This is a genomic window from Clostridium tepidiprofundi DSM 19306 (genome assembly GCF_001594005.1).
Lineage (GTDB): Bacteria > Bacillota > Clostridia > Clostridiales > Clostridiaceae > Clostridium_AC > Clostridium_AC tepidiprofundi.
Genome location: NZ_LTBA01000002.1, coordinates 122872 through 142253 on the forward strand (window position 1 = coordinate 122872; position 19382 = coordinate 142253).

At 30.8% G+C, this 19382-nt stretch carries 12 protein-coding genes; 2 read left to right on the forward strand and 10 right to left on the reverse strand.

Annotated elements, in window-relative coordinates; translation table 11 throughout:
- Nucleotides 1–181: 181 nt before the first annotated feature.
- The 6 genes from CLTEP_RS02620 to CLTEP_RS02645 form a co-directional block, all read right to left on the reverse strand.
- Entirely contained in the window at nt 182–1228 is a 1047-nt protein-coding gene (locus CLTEP_RS02620) for a ParA family protein (RefSeq protein WP_242863854.1), read from the reverse strand.
- A gap of 634 nt (nt 1229–1862) precedes the next feature.
- Nucleotides 1863–2279, reverse strand: coding sequence for a YaaR family protein (locus CLTEP_RS02625; protein ID WP_423230725.1), 417 nt, complete (start codon nt 2277–2279; stop codon nt 1863–1865).
- A gap of 154 nt (nt 2280–2433) precedes the next feature.
- Nucleotides 2434–3270, reverse strand: coding sequence for an MSCRAMM family protein (locus CLTEP_RS02630; protein ID WP_066822202.1), 837 nt, complete (start codon nt 3268–3270; stop codon nt 2434–2436).
- Nucleotides 3271–3413: 143 nt separating this feature from the next.
- A complete protein-coding gene (locus CLTEP_RS02635) occupies nt 3414–4292 on the reverse strand; it encodes an MSCRAMM family protein (RefSeq protein ID WP_066822205.1) in 879 nt (292 codons plus the stop codon).
- 23 nt (nt 4293–4315) lie between these two features.
- Nucleotides 4316–5176 carry an MSCRAMM family protein gene (locus tag CLTEP_RS02640; RefSeq protein WP_066822208.1) on the reverse strand — a complete coding sequence of 287 codons (861 nt, stop codon included), beginning with the start codon at nt 5174–5176 and terminating at the stop codon, nt 4316–4318.
- A 134-nt stretch (nt 5177–5310) separates the two neighbouring features.
- On the reverse strand, nt 5311–6636 hold the full coding sequence (locus CLTEP_RS02645; RefSeq protein ID WP_066822211.1) for an MFS transporter: 1326 nt from the start codon (nt 6634–6636) through the stop codon (nt 5311–5313).
- A 419-nt stretch (nt 6637–7055) separates the two neighbouring features.
- On the opposite strand from CLTEP_RS02645, the gene CLTEP_RS02650 reads away from it, so the two are divergent.
- Nucleotides 7056–9680 (forward strand): calcium-translocating P-type ATPase, PMCA-type, encoded by a 2625-nt coding sequence (locus CLTEP_RS02650; protein WP_066822214.1) that lies wholly within the window; start codon nt 7056–7058, stop codon nt 9678–9680.
- 98 nt (nt 9681–9778) lie between these two features.
- Here the strand turns inward: CLTEP_RS02650 and CLTEP_RS02655 are convergent, their stop codons facing one another.
- From CLTEP_RS02655 to CLTEP_RS02665, 3 genes are all read right to left on the reverse strand, one after another.
- Nucleotides 9779–10621: a CvfB family protein gene (locus CLTEP_RS02655; RefSeq protein ID WP_066822217.1), complete on the reverse strand. Its 843-nt coding sequence runs from the start codon at nt 10619–10621 to the stop codon at nt 9779–9781.
- A gap of 112 nt (nt 10622–10733) precedes the next feature.
- Nucleotides 10734–13436, reverse strand: coding sequence for a phosphodiester glycosidase family protein (locus CLTEP_RS02660; protein WP_066822219.1), 2703 nt, complete (start codon nt 13434–13436; stop codon nt 10734–10736).
- A gap of 1061 nt (nt 13437–14497) precedes the next feature.
- Nucleotides 14498–14995 carry a gamma carbonic anhydrase family protein gene (locus CLTEP_RS02665; protein ID WP_066822222.1) on the reverse strand — a complete coding sequence of 166 codons (498 nt, stop codon included), beginning with the start codon at nt 14993–14995 and terminating at the stop codon, nt 14498–14500.
- Between the two features lie 329 nt (nt 14996–15324).
- Between CLTEP_RS02665 and CLTEP_RS02670 the strand changes: the two genes are divergently transcribed.
- On the forward strand, nt 15325–18327 hold the full coding sequence (locus CLTEP_RS02670) for a vitamin B12-dependent ribonucleotide reductase (protein WP_066822225.1): 3003 nt from the start codon (nt 15325–15327) through the stop codon (nt 18325–18327).
- A 455-nt stretch (nt 18328–18782) separates the two neighbouring features.
- Here the strand turns inward: CLTEP_RS02670 and CLTEP_RS02675 are convergent, their stop codons facing one another.
- Nucleotides 18783–19178 carry a HEPN domain-containing protein gene (locus CLTEP_RS02675; RefSeq protein ID WP_066822227.1) on the reverse strand — a complete coding sequence of 132 codons (396 nt, stop codon included), beginning with the start codon at nt 19176–19178 and terminating at the stop codon, nt 18783–18785.
- Between the last annotated feature and the right edge of the window lie 204 nt (nt 19179–19382).

Below are 19382 nucleotides of genomic sequence, written 5' to 3' on the forward strand. Positions count from 1 at the left end.
CATTAGTTTCCAATTTTTAGATATATATACATTAGTCAATTCTTCACATACCTATTTATATATTTTACTAAATCTAAGCTTTACATAGGTATCATATTTTGTAACTATATTTCAACAATACTCACCACTTTCCTGTTTTGGAGTACTAAAAAAGAGCCAATAACATGGCTCACAATATCTCTTACCACAATGCATTTGAAATATGTCTAAGCTGGTTTTTACATTTTTCCACCGATGCATTAACTGTGGTTTTAACTTTATTTATTCTCATACTTTCTCCCTGCTGTAATAATAAAACTGGTTTTGATAAAGCTGAAGAAATTCTCCCAGTTCCCAAAAAATCATCTAATAAAAAAATATGATTATCAGGATTGTCAGTCGTAAAACTTGTAATATTTCTATTTACAATATCTTTAACTTTTTCAATATATACCTTAGTTTGCTGATTTGGTTTATTCTTAGCATTCTTCTGTGTTGACCAAGTACAGTGAGTTAATATAATCATTTGTATCTTCGGAGTCTTCAAATTAGGAGTTAAATAACTCATATTTCTTCTAAAATCACTTGAAGGGTCTTTTAGCGTTTTTAATAATAAATTTAATGAATTAATAGATTGTTGATCTGTCCTTACTGGAATTATTAAAGCATCACTTGCATGCCATGCTAAATGTGTTGCTCCCGAAAAAAATGGTGATGTATCTATCAAACACTTGCTACAACCAGTCTCTTGCATTTCTCTGTCTGTTTCTTTTCTTAATGAAAGTAATATATTCTCAACTATCTGTTCCTTTGTTGGACTTTGAACATTATTCGCTTGATTTAACGCAGTAGCTAATTGAGAAGGCAATATGTATAATTCATCTGATGATGGTATATAGTATGAATTATCATCAAAAAATTGATTTGTAGCAGAAATTCTGCAAGCAACTCTTGTAGGTTTCCCCAATCCTGGTACAATATACGGCAATATCATATCCTTAACATTCGTGGATGCATTTGTAAAGTAATTATTATCATAAAAATATGATAAATTACCTTGTGCACAAGTATCAACCGCTAAAACATTTCTAGCTAAATAAGATAAATTAAATGCCAATGTTGTTTTCCCTATTCCTCCTCTCAAATTACATATAGTATATTTTTTATACTTAGGTAAGTTTATAGATATTTCTTCACCTGCAGAAATAGACTCTTGTATTTCTACTATATCTTTTATGTCTGTTTTCACAATTATACTTCCTTTCATTTTGATATTAATTCTATTATAATAATATTTTTGGGAATTGTAAATAATAATTTTGAAATTATTTTTCCTTCATGATATCAAAAATGGAATTTTAAAAAATCAACATAAAAGAAACCCATCACTTATTTCCCTCAAAGTTGTTTTAATCAAATATTCCCCTTAATGTTTTTATATATGAAACTTAATTAACCTATGTAGCACCGGCATACAAATATCAAATCTGTACTAACCCTCTAGCAAACTAGCTCATTTCCTAAAACCTATTTCCTGGTACCTAGTACCTATTTCCTAGCACCTGATAAAATATTCGCTGTCAAGTCACAAATCCGTACTGGAGACTAGAGACTAAAATAAAGTCGCCAATCTCCAGTAACCAGTCGCCAAAGCAGATTGTTACTTTGATGAAAATTAGCACTTAGAACTTTGTTCTTAAATAGATAGTAGTTTTCAAGTTGTAAGTCTGTACTAGCAGACTAGCCATCTAGCAAACTTGCTTCATTTCTAGTACCTAAAACAGATACTGGTATACAAATAGCAAATTTGTACTGGAGACTGGGGACTAGGGACTAGGGATTTGAGATTAGATAAGCTGGAGACTAAATCCTCCCCCTTTGTTTTATCTGTAAATGTCCACAACAAGTCCCGTAATTTCATCAATTGTAGCTGCAATATTTAAGTTATCTTTTTCTTGTGATAAAAGCATTTGAGCTAATTCTTCTAATTTACTATCTATCGTATCAACTGTAACAAAATATTGCGTTTGCCAAAAACTAATATCTTTTTTTACACTATACATATATTTCAATATTGAATCTAAGTACTCCTTAATCATTCTCTTGTATGCTCTAACATCAGCATAACTCTTAGTTATTGTAAGCCTATTTCCTTTTTTCTTTATTTCATCAAGCATTTTTTTTAGTTGCTGCTCAGATTTTTTCTGTTTTGCAAAATTAAAACTCTGAGAAAAATCTTTTTTAGATGCTACAACCTTCTTTTCAGATTTAATATTAGATGCACCATTTATTCTGTTGATTTCCAAAAAATCACCCCCTGGTGTATTATTATATCACCCCAGGGGGTGAAATAACACCCCTGGGGTGACATATGAGAGGTTGAAATAACACCCCTGGGGTGACGTATGAGAGGTTGAAATAACACCCCTGGAGTAAAGTTGTAAGTCTTTGTGTTTATATTGCTTTAGCCACATATTTTCCACATGGTAGTTCATCAAAGCTGTACCATCCATTATCATCAGATATTGTATATTCAATTGGAATAAGCTTGTCATTCAACTCTACTCTATATAAAATCACAACCGCTTTTTTGATTGCTCTTCCAAAATCATCCTTTATATAACCACACATATTCGTTTTTAGCTGTCTTTTTATAAGCTCTACATCAACATCAATAATTCTATCAGTTTCAGTTATATCAATTTGTTTGGTATATTGTTCAAATTTAGGATTATCTATATAAACAATATAATTCCCTCTTCTTAAATCATAGAAAACAAATTGTCCATATTCATTTGAATTTGTAACCCTAAAAATAGACTTATTACAACACCAATCACATACCTTTAATAAATACACTGGTATATTTTTTATTGGATTGCAATTTTCATCTTTAATATGACCTGATATTAAAGCTTTACTACAAAAACACTTTTTTTGAAGGCACATATTATATTTAAACATTTTTGTATAAATACACATCATTCCACTGCAGTATTTGTAATAACCTTTTTTATTTACTGTAATTCTTATAACACTATTTAATTTAACACCAAAAAAAACGTATAACCCTTCACATGAAGTATATACAAAACCTATTTCTTTATTGCATTTATTATAAAAAACAACCTTTGCATTTTCTATTGGATGTTTGCAAAAATCATATACATATCCACATATAATGACATCATTATAATGATTATTTCTCTTTAATTGTAAATCCAATCTTATTTCATTTATTTCATGGGTAATTGTACCTATATCAGATTGACCTAATTCATATTTATCCATAACACACTACCTCTTATATAATCACTACACAAATAGATTTTATTAATCCATATTATAAAATTGCTTTTTCATATGTATAAAATCGGCATATGTTGCTATATATGCCGATCGGTAATACTAAAATAAACTCTGCACTAGTGTCTTTACTGAGGTGCTAGTTTATTTGCCTTAATTTTGTAATTTCCTTCTGGTACCTGTTCAAATAAATATACACCCTCACTATTAGTAACAGTTTTCCTTATTGGAGTCAATACTTCTTTACCCTGCTCATCAGTAGTAACCTCAAATAGAATAACAAATGCTCCTTCAATTGGAACTCCATTTTTATCTTTTATAACACCATTTATTGTTCCCATTCTGCTTATAGGATCATCAATCATAATCAAATTAATATTTACAACCTGTCCTGAACTCGAAATAATAAATGTTGTCTCAGCAATTTTATATCCAACCATTGAACTTGTTACAAGATATACACCTTGAGGCACATCAAAGAAAGCATACTGTCCAAATTGATTTGAATGAGTTGTTTTCATAAGGACAGGACTTGTTCCACTGTTGTCATACAATCTAACAGTAGCACCCTCTAGCTTATTTTGATTCTGATCGAAAATTTCACCTGCAATCAAACTGTTTCCAGCATTAGGATCAACAGTCATTACAAAGTTTCTTTCAACTTGCTGTCCTTTTTGCATTACAAAAGGTACTCCTGTTTTTAGTTCATATTCTTCTTTAACTGCTAAAATCAAATACTGTTCATCTGCTTCAACATTATCTATAGTATACTGTCCTTGAGCATCCGTTACAGCATGGTATTTTGGATTATATTCTGTATCTGTTATCTTTATAGTAACCCCTTCCATGGGATTGCTATTTACATCCATTACTCTACCAAATACAGTTCCAACTTCACTAATAATATTGTCCTCTAATTGCAAATCAATACGAATTTCTTGACCCTTATCAACAATTGAACCTTCTTGAGATTGACCTAATTTATATAAATCTCTATTCTCTGCCATATTATCACCTCACATTTCATAATCTATGATTCTTTATTTGATTTAACAAGATAATTACCTTGTTCAACTTCGCCGAAAAGATATGCTCCATTTTGATCTGTTCTTGTATATCTCATAGGAGTTAGTGTTGGATTCTGAGGATCACCACTTACTTCATACAATATAACAACTGCATTTGGTACAGGATTTCCATTTTCGTCTTTTATAATACCGTTTATTGTACCCTTTGATTCCACAGTTGATGGTGATAGAGTCGCATCTATATTAAATATAGAACCTGGCTCTGTAACCTGAACTTCAATAATTCCAGTCTCATATCCCTGCTTAGTAGCACGTACATAATAGTTTCCTATCTCAACATTTGTAAATACACCTTGCCCATATTCATTACTTGTTGTTACAGCAACAGGAATTTGTTCAGTTCCTTCAATTTTCAATAATGTTATAAGCACATTTTCAAGTGGATTTGCATCTGTATCATATATATGCCCTGTTACTGTAGATAATACAGCATTAGGATCTGGCGTTATAACAGAATTTATTTCTAAAGTTTGACCAGCATTTATAGCAAAAGGACTTTCTTCCTTTAATAAATATCCATCTTTTACTGCAAAAAAATGATACTCTGATGAAGGTTCCATATCGCTAATGCTATATTTACCATCCTCATCTGTTAAAATGTGATACAATGGATTATGATCATTATCCATTATTTTTACCAATGCACCTTCAACAGGATTTCCATTATTATCAGTAATAGTACCATATATGCTGCCTGTATTATTATAAGGATTTTCTGAAAGGTGAACATCAAGTCTTATTTCCTGTCCAACTTGTTCTATCTGTCCCTGCTGGGATTGTCCAAGTTTATACAAATCACTCATTAGATTACCTCCTTCTTTTCAAATTGCATTAAAGATGATGTTAATTTCATCTAATATATTTATATGAAGCTTATACCCTATGAGTTCCAAAATCAGAGCATAAAAAAATCGCCGACATAAGTCGACGACTATTTTTATGCTGCTTTATCTTCTTCGTGTTGTTCAAACGATCTGTTATATTTTTTAGTATAAACAATCAATAGTATTATAACAGCTGTTGTATAAATTGCAGCAGTTATATAATATGCTTTTGTGTAACCATCAGTTATTACTTTTGGATCAAACATTATATTCTTTGTAAACCAGCCTGCCGCAATTGATGCTAAAGCACCCGCAACAAATATTACTGAATTATATGCTGGTCTTAATTCTTTAGATACAAATTCCATTGGTAAAGATTGCATTACTGGATTTGCAGCATTCATGAATCCTGATCTAAAGAACAATGCTGCACCTACTGCAAACACAATTCCTGAACCAAAAGCTCTACCATTTGCAATAATTAACATGAATGGGATTGATGCTAAACATAATCCTCCAAGCGCAACAACTTGTCCAAACTTTTTAACTACCCAAGGAGAAGCCATCATGAATATTACCATTGCAATATATTGAAGAGTAACCAATGTAGAAACTGTTCCTCTTTCTATACCTAATTTTCCTAGGAATACTGAGAAATAAGGGCAAATTAATGAAGCACCAAATCTGATTAAAATATTATATAGAACGAATAAAAATACATATTTGTTAGCGAATATTTTCCAGTTGAATTTTGACTTTTCTTTCTTTGCATCAACATAGTCTTGAGGTACCTCTTTTAAGAATAGAAGTGGAATCAACGCCAAAATAGAAATTACAACAAACATCAATAGAACATCCTTATGTGCTGCTATGTATAAAGATTTCTGAGCTTCAGTTAGTGCTTTTGTGTTAGCAGTTAAAGCATTAGCCTTTGAATAAGACATTCCTAACCTAGAAGCAAATCTCATAACAATAAGTTTTCCACCAGTAAAAGAAGCTATTACCATACCAATAACATTAGTATATATTGCTCTTGAAAATACTTTTTGTCTATTCTCTGGTGAAGAATATGAACTTAAAAATGGTGGTAATATAGCATCGTAAAGTGTAACACCTGCTAGCAATGCAAATGTTGATATGTTCATTATCATTGAACCTTTCATAAAATTAACAGCGAGCAATGCCGCAATAGATGCAATAGGTCCAATCATTATTACCTTTTTGTAACCTATTTTAGGAATTAGCAATATTATTATTGCAGCTGCAAACGTACCATATCCCATATAGGATGAAAATCCAGCAGCAGTGGAAGGGGAAGCTTCTTGCAAGAATGTTACAAGTGTATCAAAACAAATACCACTCATAATTCCCATAAAAATATAGCTGATTGTAAACATCAAGCTATTGTAACTATAACGCTTTTGTAAATCTTGATTCATAAGTTCTCCTCCAATCGTAAAGTATACTATTTTTGTATTATTTCTATTAATCGCGCCACTCACAATTCTTGTCGAATTTTGTGAAGCAACCAATTCAATGCTACTATAATATATTTTTGAGGGAAAAGCAATACTTTAATTAAAATTAATTCAATTAAATTTTTTTATAATATTTTAATTTAATTTATATAATATATATAAATTTATAAATTTTCTGATTTGTTTATTGAACTTATTAAAATGAATGTGCATCACATATTGCATTCATAAATTCTATAAAATTATTAAAATGAGAATAAGTTTTTCATATTTTCAAAAACTAATATAGATTGTTCTTTGATTTATAATAATTTGTTTATTTTAAATGGCAGTTTTAATAATTTAGGTAATAGAGCATAATATAAAATAGAGGTGTTTTTATGTGGTTTGATAAAAATTTAGAAGAGATATTTAAAGAATTAAGTGTTGATATTGTGGAAGGACTTAGTAGCAGTGAAATAGAAGTTAGGAAAAACAAGTATGGATTAAATAAACTTGCTACCAAAAAAAAGAAATCTATATTACAGCTAATACTTGCTCAATTAAACGATATGCTTATATATATATTAATAGTTGCCGCAGTTATATCTGCCTTAATAGGAGAAATAAGTGATGCTGCTATAATAGGAATAGTAATCATCATAAATGCTATTGTTGGTGTTATACAAGAATCAAAAGCAGAGAAAGCACTTGATGCCTTAAAAAAATTATCTGTACCAAAAGCAATTGTAAAACGTGATGGAAAACTTATTGAAATAGAATCATATGAAATAGTACCCGGTGATATTGTTATAATAGATGCTGGAAGATACATTCCTTGCGATTTGCGTTTAATAGAAACAGCAAATTTAAAGATCGATGAATCTTCATTAACTGGTGAGTCCGTTCCAGTAGAAAAAGATGCTAAAACCAGATTTGAATCCTCTAGTGTTCCCATAGGTGATCAGAAAAATATGGCATTCATGTCTACACTTGCAACATATGGAAGAGGTGTAGGAATAGCTGTTGCAACAGGCATGAATACTCAAATAGGTAAAATAGCCAATATGCTTAATGAAGAAAACGATTCTAAAACTCCGCTTCAGAAAAAACTAGATGAAACCGGTAGATTCTTAGGTTTTTCTGCACTAGCAGTATGTATCATTATGTTTTTAATAGGTATGCTCCAAAAAAGAAATTTATTTGAAATGTTCTTAACATCAATAAGTTTAGCTGTTGCAGCTATACCAGAAGGTCTCCCTGCAATTGTAACAATTGTACTTGCAATTGGAGTACAGAGGATGATAAAGAATAATGCAATTGTAAGAACGCTTCCTGCAATAGAAACTTTGGGTTCTGTCAATATTATATGTTCAGATAAAACAGGTACATTAACACAAAACAAAATGACCGTTACAAAGTTTTATTGTGATGGTTCTTTTGAGGAAATAAACAAACTAAACTTACAAAATCCAATTCACAAATTAATGTTAGAAAGCTTTGTTCTATGTAACGATGCTTCATATTCTCAGTATAAAGAAACAGGTGATCCAACCGAAATAGCACTTTTATCGGCTGGAGTTAAATTCAATATATTCAAGGAAGAAATCGAAAAAATCCACAAGAGAGTTGATGAAATTCCTTTTGACTCAGACAGAAAGTTGATGACTACTGTAAACTATTTTGACGGTAAATATTATGTTATTACTAAGGGAGCGATAGATAGTCTGCTAAATAAATGCTCAAGTATATATATGAATAATAAAATTATTACATTAAATGATGAAGACAGAAACAATATTATGGAAATATCAAATAAAATGTCATATGAAGCACTTAGAGTTTTAGGAACAGCCTATAAAATAATACCATCTGAACATGTGGAAATAGACTCTTTGGAAAAAGATTTAACCTTTTTAGGCATCGTTGGAATGATAGACCCTCCTAGAGAAGAAGTTAAAGATTCCATAAATATATGTAATAGTTCTGGAATTAGGACAGTAATGATAACAGGTGATCATAAAAACACAGCGCTTGCAATAGCAAAAAAACTCAACATAGCAGAAAATGAATCTCAGGCCATATCAGGTATTGAATTAGATAATATGGACGATGAAGATTTAAGTAACAGAGTAGATGATTTAAGAGTATTTGCAAGAGTATCTCCTGAACATAAGGTAAAAATAGTCAAAGCTCTAAAATCAAAAGGATATATTGTATCTATGACTGGTGATGGTGTTAATGATGCTCCTTCTTTAAGAATAGCTGATATAGGTGTTGCAATGGGTATTACTGGAACAGATGTTGCAAAAGGTGCTTCAGATATTATTTTAACAGATGATAATTTTTCAACAATAGTATCTGCAATAAAAGAAGGAAGAAATATCTATAACAATATAAAAAAATCTGTAATATTCCTTCTATCCTGTAATATAGGAGAAATCTTTGCATTGTTTATTGCAATATTATTCGGATGGTCAACACCACTAAGTCCAATCCATATATTGTGGATTAATTTAATAACAGACACATTACCAGCACTATCATTAGGAGTTGATACAGGTGATCCAGATATAATGAAATTGAAACCTCGTAAATCAAATGAAAGTTTATTCAAAAATTCAGTAGTTTATTTGTTACTAAATGGATTATTAATTGGAACTCTAACGCTGATTGCTTTTACAATAGGAATGAACAAATTCCCTGATTATAAAGAAAGCTTAATATATGCTAGAACAATGGCTTTTGTAGTTCTTTGCATTTCACAATTAATTCATTCTCTAAATATGAGAAGTGAAAATAAATCCATTTTCCAAATTGGAATATTTTCAAATAAGTATTTAATAGGCTCTATTATCATAGGAATATTACTTCAAATAAGTCTGCTAACCATACATACTTTAGCAGTTATATTTAAAGTTACAAATTTAGCAATACAAGACTGGATATTTGTTATTCTTCTTTGCTTAATACCACTAATATTAAACGAAATTATAAAAATATTCAAAAGGAAGTTTTCCCGCTAATTTAGCAGGAAAACTTCCTTTTTATAACTGATCATTTTATTTTATATCCATATATAGCTGTCTCCAATACCAACTTCAAAACTTACTTTTATAGCTAATTATTTTATCAAACTCGTTCCACTTTCATCCTGAGAAATACGTCCTTTTTTCATAAGTGCACCAAGTGCTCTTTTAAATGTATTCTTGCTTGTTTGAAAAGTTTCTTTTATTTCTTGAGGTGAGCTCTTATCATTAAACTTCATAAAACCACCTTTTGAATTTAAATAATCCAAAATCTTATATTCAATATCGCTCATTTCTTCTAATCTAGTTTTTCTTGGAGTTACTCCCATCTTTCCATCTTCATAATATTTCTTTATCCTTACATAAAGCCTTTCACCTGGCTTAATATGATTAAAGTATTCATTTTTTAAAATAACTCCCCTGAAAGTATCATCAATCGCTACCATTAAACTTCCATTAGTTTGTATGCCATAAACCGTAGCTGTAACCTCTGTACCAATATCATATGCATTTGTGTTGTGTAAATGCTTATCAACATATGTTGTTGCAGCTATTCTCTCTGTTTTATCTAAATAGATATAGAATAAATATTTTTTGCCAACTTCTAGCTTGTAAGCAACTTCCTTGAACGGAACTAAAATATCTCTTTCAAGTCCAAAATCTATAAAATATCCTATCTTTGTAGAATCTACAACTTCTAAATATGCAATTTCTCCTACTTTGGCCTTTGGCTCCTTTAGTGTTGCGATTATTCTATCTCTTGAATCCTTGTATATAAAAGCTTCAACTTCTTGTCCAACCTCTAGTTCTTTATCAAGAGCACTTTTTTTGGGAAGCAAAATATCATCATCTGTATTTCCTGTATTAGCATCCAAATAATATCCAAAATCACATATTCTAATTACTTTTAATGCGTTAATTTCTCCTATTTTTACCATTTATATTCTCCTTTTATTTTATGTTTTTCAAATCAATATATTTCTGTTCACGCGTCATGTTTTCCAAACCATCAAGTTCGATCATTTAATCCACCCCGTAACATCTTTTTTACTAATACTCCACTAAAAATTCTTTTTCAACCTGTCTTGCAGGAAGCCCATTTATATTTTTACCATTAATTATAAGAATATGCTTTCCTTTTGACAATTCAAAATCTGGTATTGCATAAATTTCTCCTGTATTCTCATTGAAACAATAAGTTACTTTTTTACCATCGATTTTAATAGATATTTTGTTAGCATCAACTCTATATTTTTCATCATAAATCTTGGCTTTAATCAAAGGATACCCTGTCTTGACAATACTATTATTTTCTGGTGTGACGTTAGTAATTTTCGTTGTTAAATTTATTCTACTCAAATCTTCATCATCTGAATAAACATATCTCAAATCATCAAAATACACTGTTCCTTTTTTATGAGCATTTTTATCAATCTCAACCATATAAATACAGTCAAGCTTTATAGGCAAAACAACATCATTAGGTATTTCTCCATATACATTTCTCCATTCATTTTTCCAATCAATCTTGCTTGCTAAATCAACACTAAACTTTTTTCCATCTCCATCAATAAATTGAGCCCTAAGCCATGGTGCATCTCCATTTCCATATACCCATACTCCTATTTTTTTAGGACGTGTATATGCAACAAATTTCGAAGTATCATAATTCGGTCTAATATTTATAGTACCATTATATTTTCTCTTCCAACTTTTATCATAATCATATGTTACACGAAGGCTTCCATTCTTGTTCCATGCATGTTTATGAGAAATTGTACCTGTTCCACCAACATATCCTGTTATATTATATTTATAATTTTTTTCAAAATCATCTAATATTACGGATTTTCTTCCAACTTCAATATTAACATAAACCTTTTTATTTCCTGCTTCTGCAGTAACAACTCCCTCTCCTTTTTTAGTAGTAACATTAAGTATACCATTAGAATCTATGTACCCAATATTGCCATCGACATGCCATTTAACTGCATTATCGCTTATAGCTATACTTTGTCTACTTTTATCAAAAGCTTGGACATTAAAATCATATTTTTCACCATAATTCATATATAATGTATTTCCACAATTCAATTTCAAATTATGAATTTTATCAGTTATAATAATATCAAAATTTGCTTTTACTCCTTCAAATTCAGCAGAAATTGTTCCCATTTTGGCATTACTACATGCCTTGAAATTCCCATTAGAATCAATATTTCCTAAATTGTTATTAACTGTCCATTTTACTTTCTTATCATCAAAATTGAAAGGAATATTATTTACAGTTTCTCCAAGTAATTTAAATTGTGTATTTGAATTTTTGAAAATGAGTTTATTTCCTACTATTCTCATACTGCCTAACTTATCTGACTTTTCTGTGTTATTTGATATCAAAACGCCATTTGATATTTTTCTTTCTTTTCCATCAGTAGGTACATTTACTATCTCTGTACTAATTGTTCCATATGATTTTACATTCATTTGTGATGAGCCACCACCATCAAAATTCAAAGCTACAACAGCACCAAGTTCTTTCATTATATTAGCAAGTTCTGGAAGTGTTGCACCGTCACTAATATTTTTTGTTGCACTTCCTCCTTCAACAACTATAGAAATAATCTTTTTATCTTTAGTAATCCCAATAGCAGTTCTGGCCTTTTTAGCATTAATCAGGCTTTTGCTAACACCAGCTTTTTTAAACTGTTCCTCTGTCATTGCTTGTCCATCTTTAACCAAATATGTATAACCTGAAATAGCTTTCACTATATCTTTTTTATTAAAATCAACTTTGAGCTTTATTAAATCTCCTTTAATAATATTTTTTACAATCCACTGTGCTTTATTTCCATTAGCAGCTATTATCATTCCATTTTTAGGTATACTAACCTGCGGCTTACCAATACTTATATCCTCAACACGAACAGTATACTCCTTATACAGTTCCAATGCTCCATTAACCAATTTACCTTTAGATCTTTTATCCAATGTAAGTCTTACAAATACGTCTGAAGGAGCATACGGAGATTTTTTTATAATACCACTGTCATTGTAATTAGGAGTTAATATCATCAATTGATTTATTACTTTATATCTATTAACATCAAATTCATCATATCTGTTAATGCTATCTATATCCAACATATTAGCTTTATCTTCTTCATTAAAAAAACTATTCCAAAAATCATTTATATCACAACTGCTATCTCTTGCACCTTTTAACACATTCAATTTGCCTATAAACTTTAATCTATCAATGGAAACTTTATTATTTTTATCAACAATAAGCACAGGATATCGACTTTCGTCGCTTTTACATGTGTATCCCGTTATAATAGTTCCATTACTTATTTGTGGTCCAACACTTATTCCGATTGCCCTATTAAAAAAATCACCATTCATACCTGCAATTATATTTTTATTATTGTTCCTAGCATACTCTATCTGCTTTGATAATATTTCTGAACCCAATGCCTTATTATTTGCATAACTAAAAACAAAACCAACATCTTTATTACTTGGATCTATTTCTAATATATCTAATCTATATTTCTTTTTACTTCCCTTTTCTTCTGAATAATATGACACTTGGTTTTCCTTGTAAATTACTCCTTCTGTTAATTTTCTTCTACTTATATTTACTTGTCCACTACTACCAAGTGCATTAGCAATATTACCAGAAATAATTGAAGCACTCACCATAGCTGATATTAAAACAATTGCTTTAACTTTTTTATATTTTTTCTTAGTCAATTAAATCACCCCCATGTTTTTAGTCTCCAATCCCTAGTCCCCAGTCTCCAGTACAGATTTGCTATTTGTATACCAGTATCTGTTTTAGGTACTAGAAATGAAGCAAGTTTGCTAGGCTAATAGAGGACTAGAGGGCTAGTCTGCTAGTCTGATAGTGCAGATTTATAACTTGAAAACTACTGTCTATTTAAGAACAAAGTTCTAAGTGCTAATTTTCATCAAAGTAACAATCTGCTTTGGTGACTGGTTACTGGTGATTGGCGATTTTGTTTTAATCTCCAATCCCTAGTCCCCAGTCTCCAGTACAAATTTGCTATTTGTATACCAGTATCTGTTTTAGGTGCTAGAAATGAAGCAAGTTTGCTAGGCTAATAGAGGACTAGAGGGCTAGTCTGCTAGTCTGATAGTGCAGATTTATAACTTGAAAACTACTGTCTATTTAAGAACAAAGTTCTAAGTGCTAATTTTCATCAAAGTAACAATCTGCTTTGGTGACTGGTTACTGGTGATTGGCAACTTTGTTTTAATCTCCAATCCCTAGTCCCCAGTCTCCAGTACAAATTTGCTATTTGTATACCAGTATCTGTTTTAGGTGCTAGAAATGAAGCAAGTTTGCTAGATGCCTAGTCTGCTAGTACAGACTTACAACTTGAAAACTACTATCTATTTAAGAACAAAGTTCTAAGTGCTAATTTTCATCAAAGTAACAATCTGCTTTGGTGACTGGTTACTGGTGATTGGCAACTTTGTTTTAGTCTTCAGTTTCCAATCTCCAACATAAATTTGTAACTTGATTACTATACACTTATAGCTGGCCACTAGCAATCTAACCAACTGACAATCTACTCTTGAAGAAATTACACAGTAATTTCAAAATCAACTAGTCCACTAACCAACTGGCAATCTTATCATTAAAGAAATCGTGTAACGATTTCCACCTTTACTATCCCTTATTCTCTATTCACTATTATCTATATTACCGTTCTCTATTTAAATAGGTTTTTACTATACTACCACTATACAACGCACTGCGAACTATTGTCAATAAAGTATAGCTTATATTAATAGCATTTTGCAAGTTCTACATAATGTTCAGCATTCTTCTTAATAAAATTAATTTCTTCTTCTGTCAATTCTCTGATAATTTTTGCTGGAGACCCTAAACATAAAACACCCGATGGAATCTTTTTCCCTTGTGTAATAAGACTATTAGCACCTATTATACAGTTATCTCCTATGGTTGCTCCATTTAATATAGTACTCCCCATTCCTATCAAACAGTTATTACCTATTTTGCAACCGTGAATAATTGAATTATGGCCAATGGTAACACCATCACCTAATTCAACAGAACAATCAGTATCAACATGAATGGTGCAATTATCCTGAATATTCGTTCTCCTACCTATAACTATTTTTTCCAAATCTCCTCTTATTACCGCTCCAAACCATACACTACTATCCTCACCAATGTCTACATTTCCAATAATCGAAGCATTATCAGCAATAAAACAACTCTCTTTTATTTTTGGCTCAAATTTATTATAATTATTAATCACAAAATCACCCCTAAAATTATTTTATGTAAAATTATACCATATGCATATTGAAAAATATATATTAATGTTTTATAATACAATATGTAGTATCGATTCTTCTTTTATGATACAACATATTGTTTGTGAATTTCAACTATATTATTTAGGTATTTAAAAAAACACGTCAAAATTGCTAGTTTATTTTTTTGAAAATGCTTTAGTTGAAATCTTCAAATAATCAGCAATCAATTATGAACTTTGCTATTTTTAGTTGTGATTATCAATACTTACTTGGGAGGTGAAAAATAGTTAGGTCTTTGATTTTCAAAGCTAACTATTAAAATTTAATTATGAATAATTTAAATGATTTATTTAAGAGAATTTTTACAAAAGAACTTGAAATCAACAAATCTATAACAGTGTATGATTTATTTAAATGGAAAAAAGTTGATGTTCTATTGAAAGATCATAAAACACAGAAAACACTCGTTGATATGAAGAATTTGGAATTTCCAGAGCATTATTCTCAAAATGCTTGCGACATAATAGCATCTAAATATTTTAGAAAAACTGGTGTTAATAATGAATATGGTTATGAAAACAGTATGAAAATGGTAGCACACAGAATAATTAACTTTTGGACAGAAGCACTTATAAATGAAGGTATAATTGAAACAGAAGAACAAAAAAACATATTCTATGATGAAATGGTATATGCCTTTTTAAACCAAATGTATGCTCCTAATTCACCACAATGGTTTAATACTGGACTAAAACTAGCTTATGGAATAAAAGGTAATAGCAATAACAATTATTATTATGATATGAAAGAAAAAAAGGTTGTCAAAAGTCAAGACTTCTATTCAAGGACTCAGGCATCAGCTTGTTTTATTATTTCAATTGAGGATAAACTTTTAGGTGAACATTCTATATCTGAACAGTTCATTACTGAAACAAAATTATTTAAAGGTGGCTCAGGAACTGGAACCAACTTTTCTAACATACGTGCAAAAGGTGAAAGATTATCTGGGGGTGGAATGTCATCTGGCTTAATGAGTTTCTTAAAAGCTTTCGATAGAAATGCAGGTGCAATAAAATCTGGAGGTACAACTAGACGTGCAGCTAAAATGGTTATTTTAGATGTTGATCATCCTGAAATAATGGACTTCATAACATGGAAAGCAAAAGAAGAAGATAAAGTAAGAGCTCTTGGCAAAATGGGATATGACATTAGTTTTGAAGGTGAAGCTTATGAAACCGTTTCTGGTCAAAACGGAAATAATTCTGTGCGTTTTTCAAATGAATTTATGAAAAAAGTTGAGAATTTGGATAAAAATCCTCATGAATATATAGAATTAAGAGGAAGAGTTGATAATAGCGTAAACAAAAAAATAAAAGTCAAAGACTTATGGGATAATTTTAATGAATCCGCTTGGAAATGTGCTGATCCTGCTCCCCAATTTGATGATACCTTTAATGCGTGGCATACTTGTCCATGTGGTGAAGATGGTATTTTCAATGCAAAACATAATAGAATAAACTCAACAAATCCATGTGGTGAATACGCTTTTTTAGACGATACCGCTTGTAATTTAGCCTCTATTAATGTGTATAAATTCTATGATTTTGAAAATAAGAAATTTAATTTAGAAAATTATACTCACTTAATAGGTTTAATTCAACTTGCACTCGAAGCTTCTATACATTGGGGTCAATTTCCAACAAAAGATATAGCTAGGAAAACTCATTTATTTAGAACAACAGGATTGGGTATTTCAAACATAGCATCTCTTTTTATGGTAATGGGTTACCCATATGATTCTGAAGAAGCTAGAACATTAGCTTCTTCATTAGTAGGCATACTAACAGGTTATTCATACTATACATCATCATTGATGGCTAAAAAGGTAGGCTCATTTGAAAAATATAATATAAACAAACAACATATGTTGAAGGTTATAAGAAACCATGCTAGATGTGCAGGTGCATTGGATTCAGACTTTGAAAATTTGGACTATAAACCTTATAAAACTAGCCATAAAATACTAAAAGATGAAAATCTGGAATATTTAAGTGAAACTTTAAAAGAGTCTTGGAAAAAAGCATTGTCATACGGTGAAAAATATGGCTATAGAAATGCACAAGTATCTGTGATTGCACCAACTGGTACTATATCATTTGCTATGGACTGTGGTGCTACATCAATCGAACCATATTTCAGTCATATTGTTTACAAAAAATTATCTGGCGGCGGATTCATGATGATTGTTAATCCTGTAATAGAAGCTTCTTTGAAGAATCTTGGATATTCTGATGATGATATAAACGATATAATAAAATATATTTCTAGAACTAAAAAAGTTAAACAAAATGGCTTTGAATATGATAGTGTTTTGGATGGTAAAATTGAAGGTGCACCCCACTTAAAGAAAGAACATTTACCAATATTTGACACAGCAAATAAATGTGGCTCAGGAAGTAGATTTATTAGGCCAGAAGGTCATGTACTTATGATGGCTGCACTAACGCCACTAATATCAGGTTCAATATCCAAAACCGTAAATCTTCCTAAAAATGCATCAATACAGGATTTCAAGAACGTAATAATGCTTTCTTGGAAATCAGGAGTAAAAGGTATTTCATTGTATAGAGATTCATCCAAAGCTAGTCAGCCACTAAACACTTCACTTAGCAGTAATGATGAAAAGCAATTAGAGGATTTAACATACTATGAATTACTTGAAAAAACAAGAGAATTATATACATCAAAATTTTCTGTACGCGAAAAACCTCAAGGGATACGTAGAGGTACTACTCATCCTGCACAGATTGGTGATGTAAAAATATATACAACTGTAAATAGACGAGAGAATGGTGAAATATGTGAAATATACATTACAACTGATAGAGAAGGTACAATAATAACTGGACTCTTAAATTCTCTTTCTAAATCTATTTCAGTAATGCTTCAGCATCATGTACCTCCAAAGGACATTTCAAGAATGCTTAGGGGGCAAAAATATGAACCATACGGATTCGTTCAAAAGCATCCATATATTAAATCTGTAACATCCATATCAGATTTGATAAGCAAAATAATAGATATAGAACTCGGTGATTTTTCAAGATGTCAAATAAAACCTGAAAATTATAATTCAGACATAGCCTATGATTTGAATACACACAAAACAGGGAATAACATCACTAATAATTCAGTTAATTCAACAAAAGCTAAAATAACTGGTGAAAGAATTTACTCTGAAGTGTGTTCTAACTGTTCGAGCACAAACCTCGTGCAAAATGGCACTTGTAAAGTCTGCCTGGATTGTGGAACAACCACTGGATGCAGCTAGGGACTAGTTGGGAAGAGAAGGTACTAGGAATCAGGTAATTAGGTACCATGTACTAGGATTTAGGGGCAGGGAAAACATTTTTGCTAGGTTGCTAGAGGGCTAGATGGCTAGTACAGATTTGACATTTGTATGCCAGTATATGTTTGATGTACCAAAAATTGGGTGCTATGAAATAAAGCAAGTTTGCTAGGTTGCTAGATGGCTAGATGGCTAGATGGCTAGTACAGATTTGACATTTGTATGCCAGTATCTGTTTTAGGGGCTAGGAAAAATCAAATTCGCTAGAGCAGATTTGTAACTTGATTACTATATATTTACAATAGACAAATTGCAATTAAGAAATCGCGTAACGATTTCTTAATCAACTAGCCACTAGCACTCTAGCCAACTGACAATCTACTATTAAAGAAATTGCGAAGCAATTTTCACCTTTACTATTCTCTATTCCTTATTCACTATTCTCTAATTATGGTGCTATTTTGAATATATTTTATTATTTTTTCTGCTATTTTTATTCCTTCCTCAACATCTTCTCTCGATGCTATTAGTGGTTCTTCCGCTGGATATCGTGTTTCGATATAATATGCATTTAAAAATGCACAATCTTTTAAAAATTTATTCATATTTTTATCGTATCTAGTTGCTATTTTACATAGTCTGAATAGATTATGTCCACTTTGTAATATACCAGTATTACATATCAAGAAACCTTTTAAATATTTTTCTACTGCTTGCTGAAGATGAAAACAAACTAGTCCATAATCTCCATCATACTCGTAAAGTATTTTAGCACCCCTTAAATCCTTATCCCCCATACTAAACAATTCATTAGGTCTAGTTGTATCAACCATATAATACCACTCCTGTTCTATTTATAATGCTTGCAAATGATGCTGTATCCTTAATATTATGTTCCCATTGACTTTTCGTGTGAACTACCACACCCACAAGGGGATGTGGCTTCTTTGTAAGAAGTTTGGTATTTAACTTTCGACCTTAACAGGCAACCCTTATTCTTAACGGGCGAGAACACTTGCCCTTATCCCTCATAGTTT

Coding starts and splice junctions, on each gene's coding strand:
- CLTEP_RS02630 (WP_066822202.1), bottom strand. CDS start 3,270: ATGGATAAATATGAATTAGGTCAATCTGATATAGGTACAATTACCCAT.
- CLTEP_RS02635 (WP_066822205.1), bottom strand. CDS start 4,292: ATGGCAGAGAATAGAGATTTATATAAATTAGGTCAATCTCAAGAAGGT.
- CLTEP_RS02640 (WP_066822208.1), bottom strand. CDS start 5,176: ATGAGTGATTTGTATAAACTTGGACAATCCCAGCAGGGACAGATAGAA.
- CLTEP_RS02645 (WP_066822211.1), bottom strand. CDS start 6,636: ATGAATCAAGATTTACAAAAGCGTTATAGTTACAATAGCTTGATGTTT.
- CLTEP_RS02650 (WP_066822214.1), top strand. CDS start 7,056: ATGTGGTTTGATAAAAATTTAGAAGAGATATTTAAAGAATTAAGTGTT.
- CLTEP_RS02655 (WP_066822217.1), bottom strand. CDS start 10,621: ATGGTAAAAATAGGAGAAATTAACGCATTAAAAGTAATTAGAATATGT.
- CLTEP_RS02670 (WP_066822225.1), top strand. CDS start 15,325: ATGAATAATTTAAATGATTTATTTAAGAGAATTTTTACAAAAGAACTT.
- CLTEP_RS02675 (WP_066822227.1), bottom strand. CDS start 19,178: ATGGTTGATACAACTAGACCTAATGAATTGTTTAGTATGGGGGATAAG.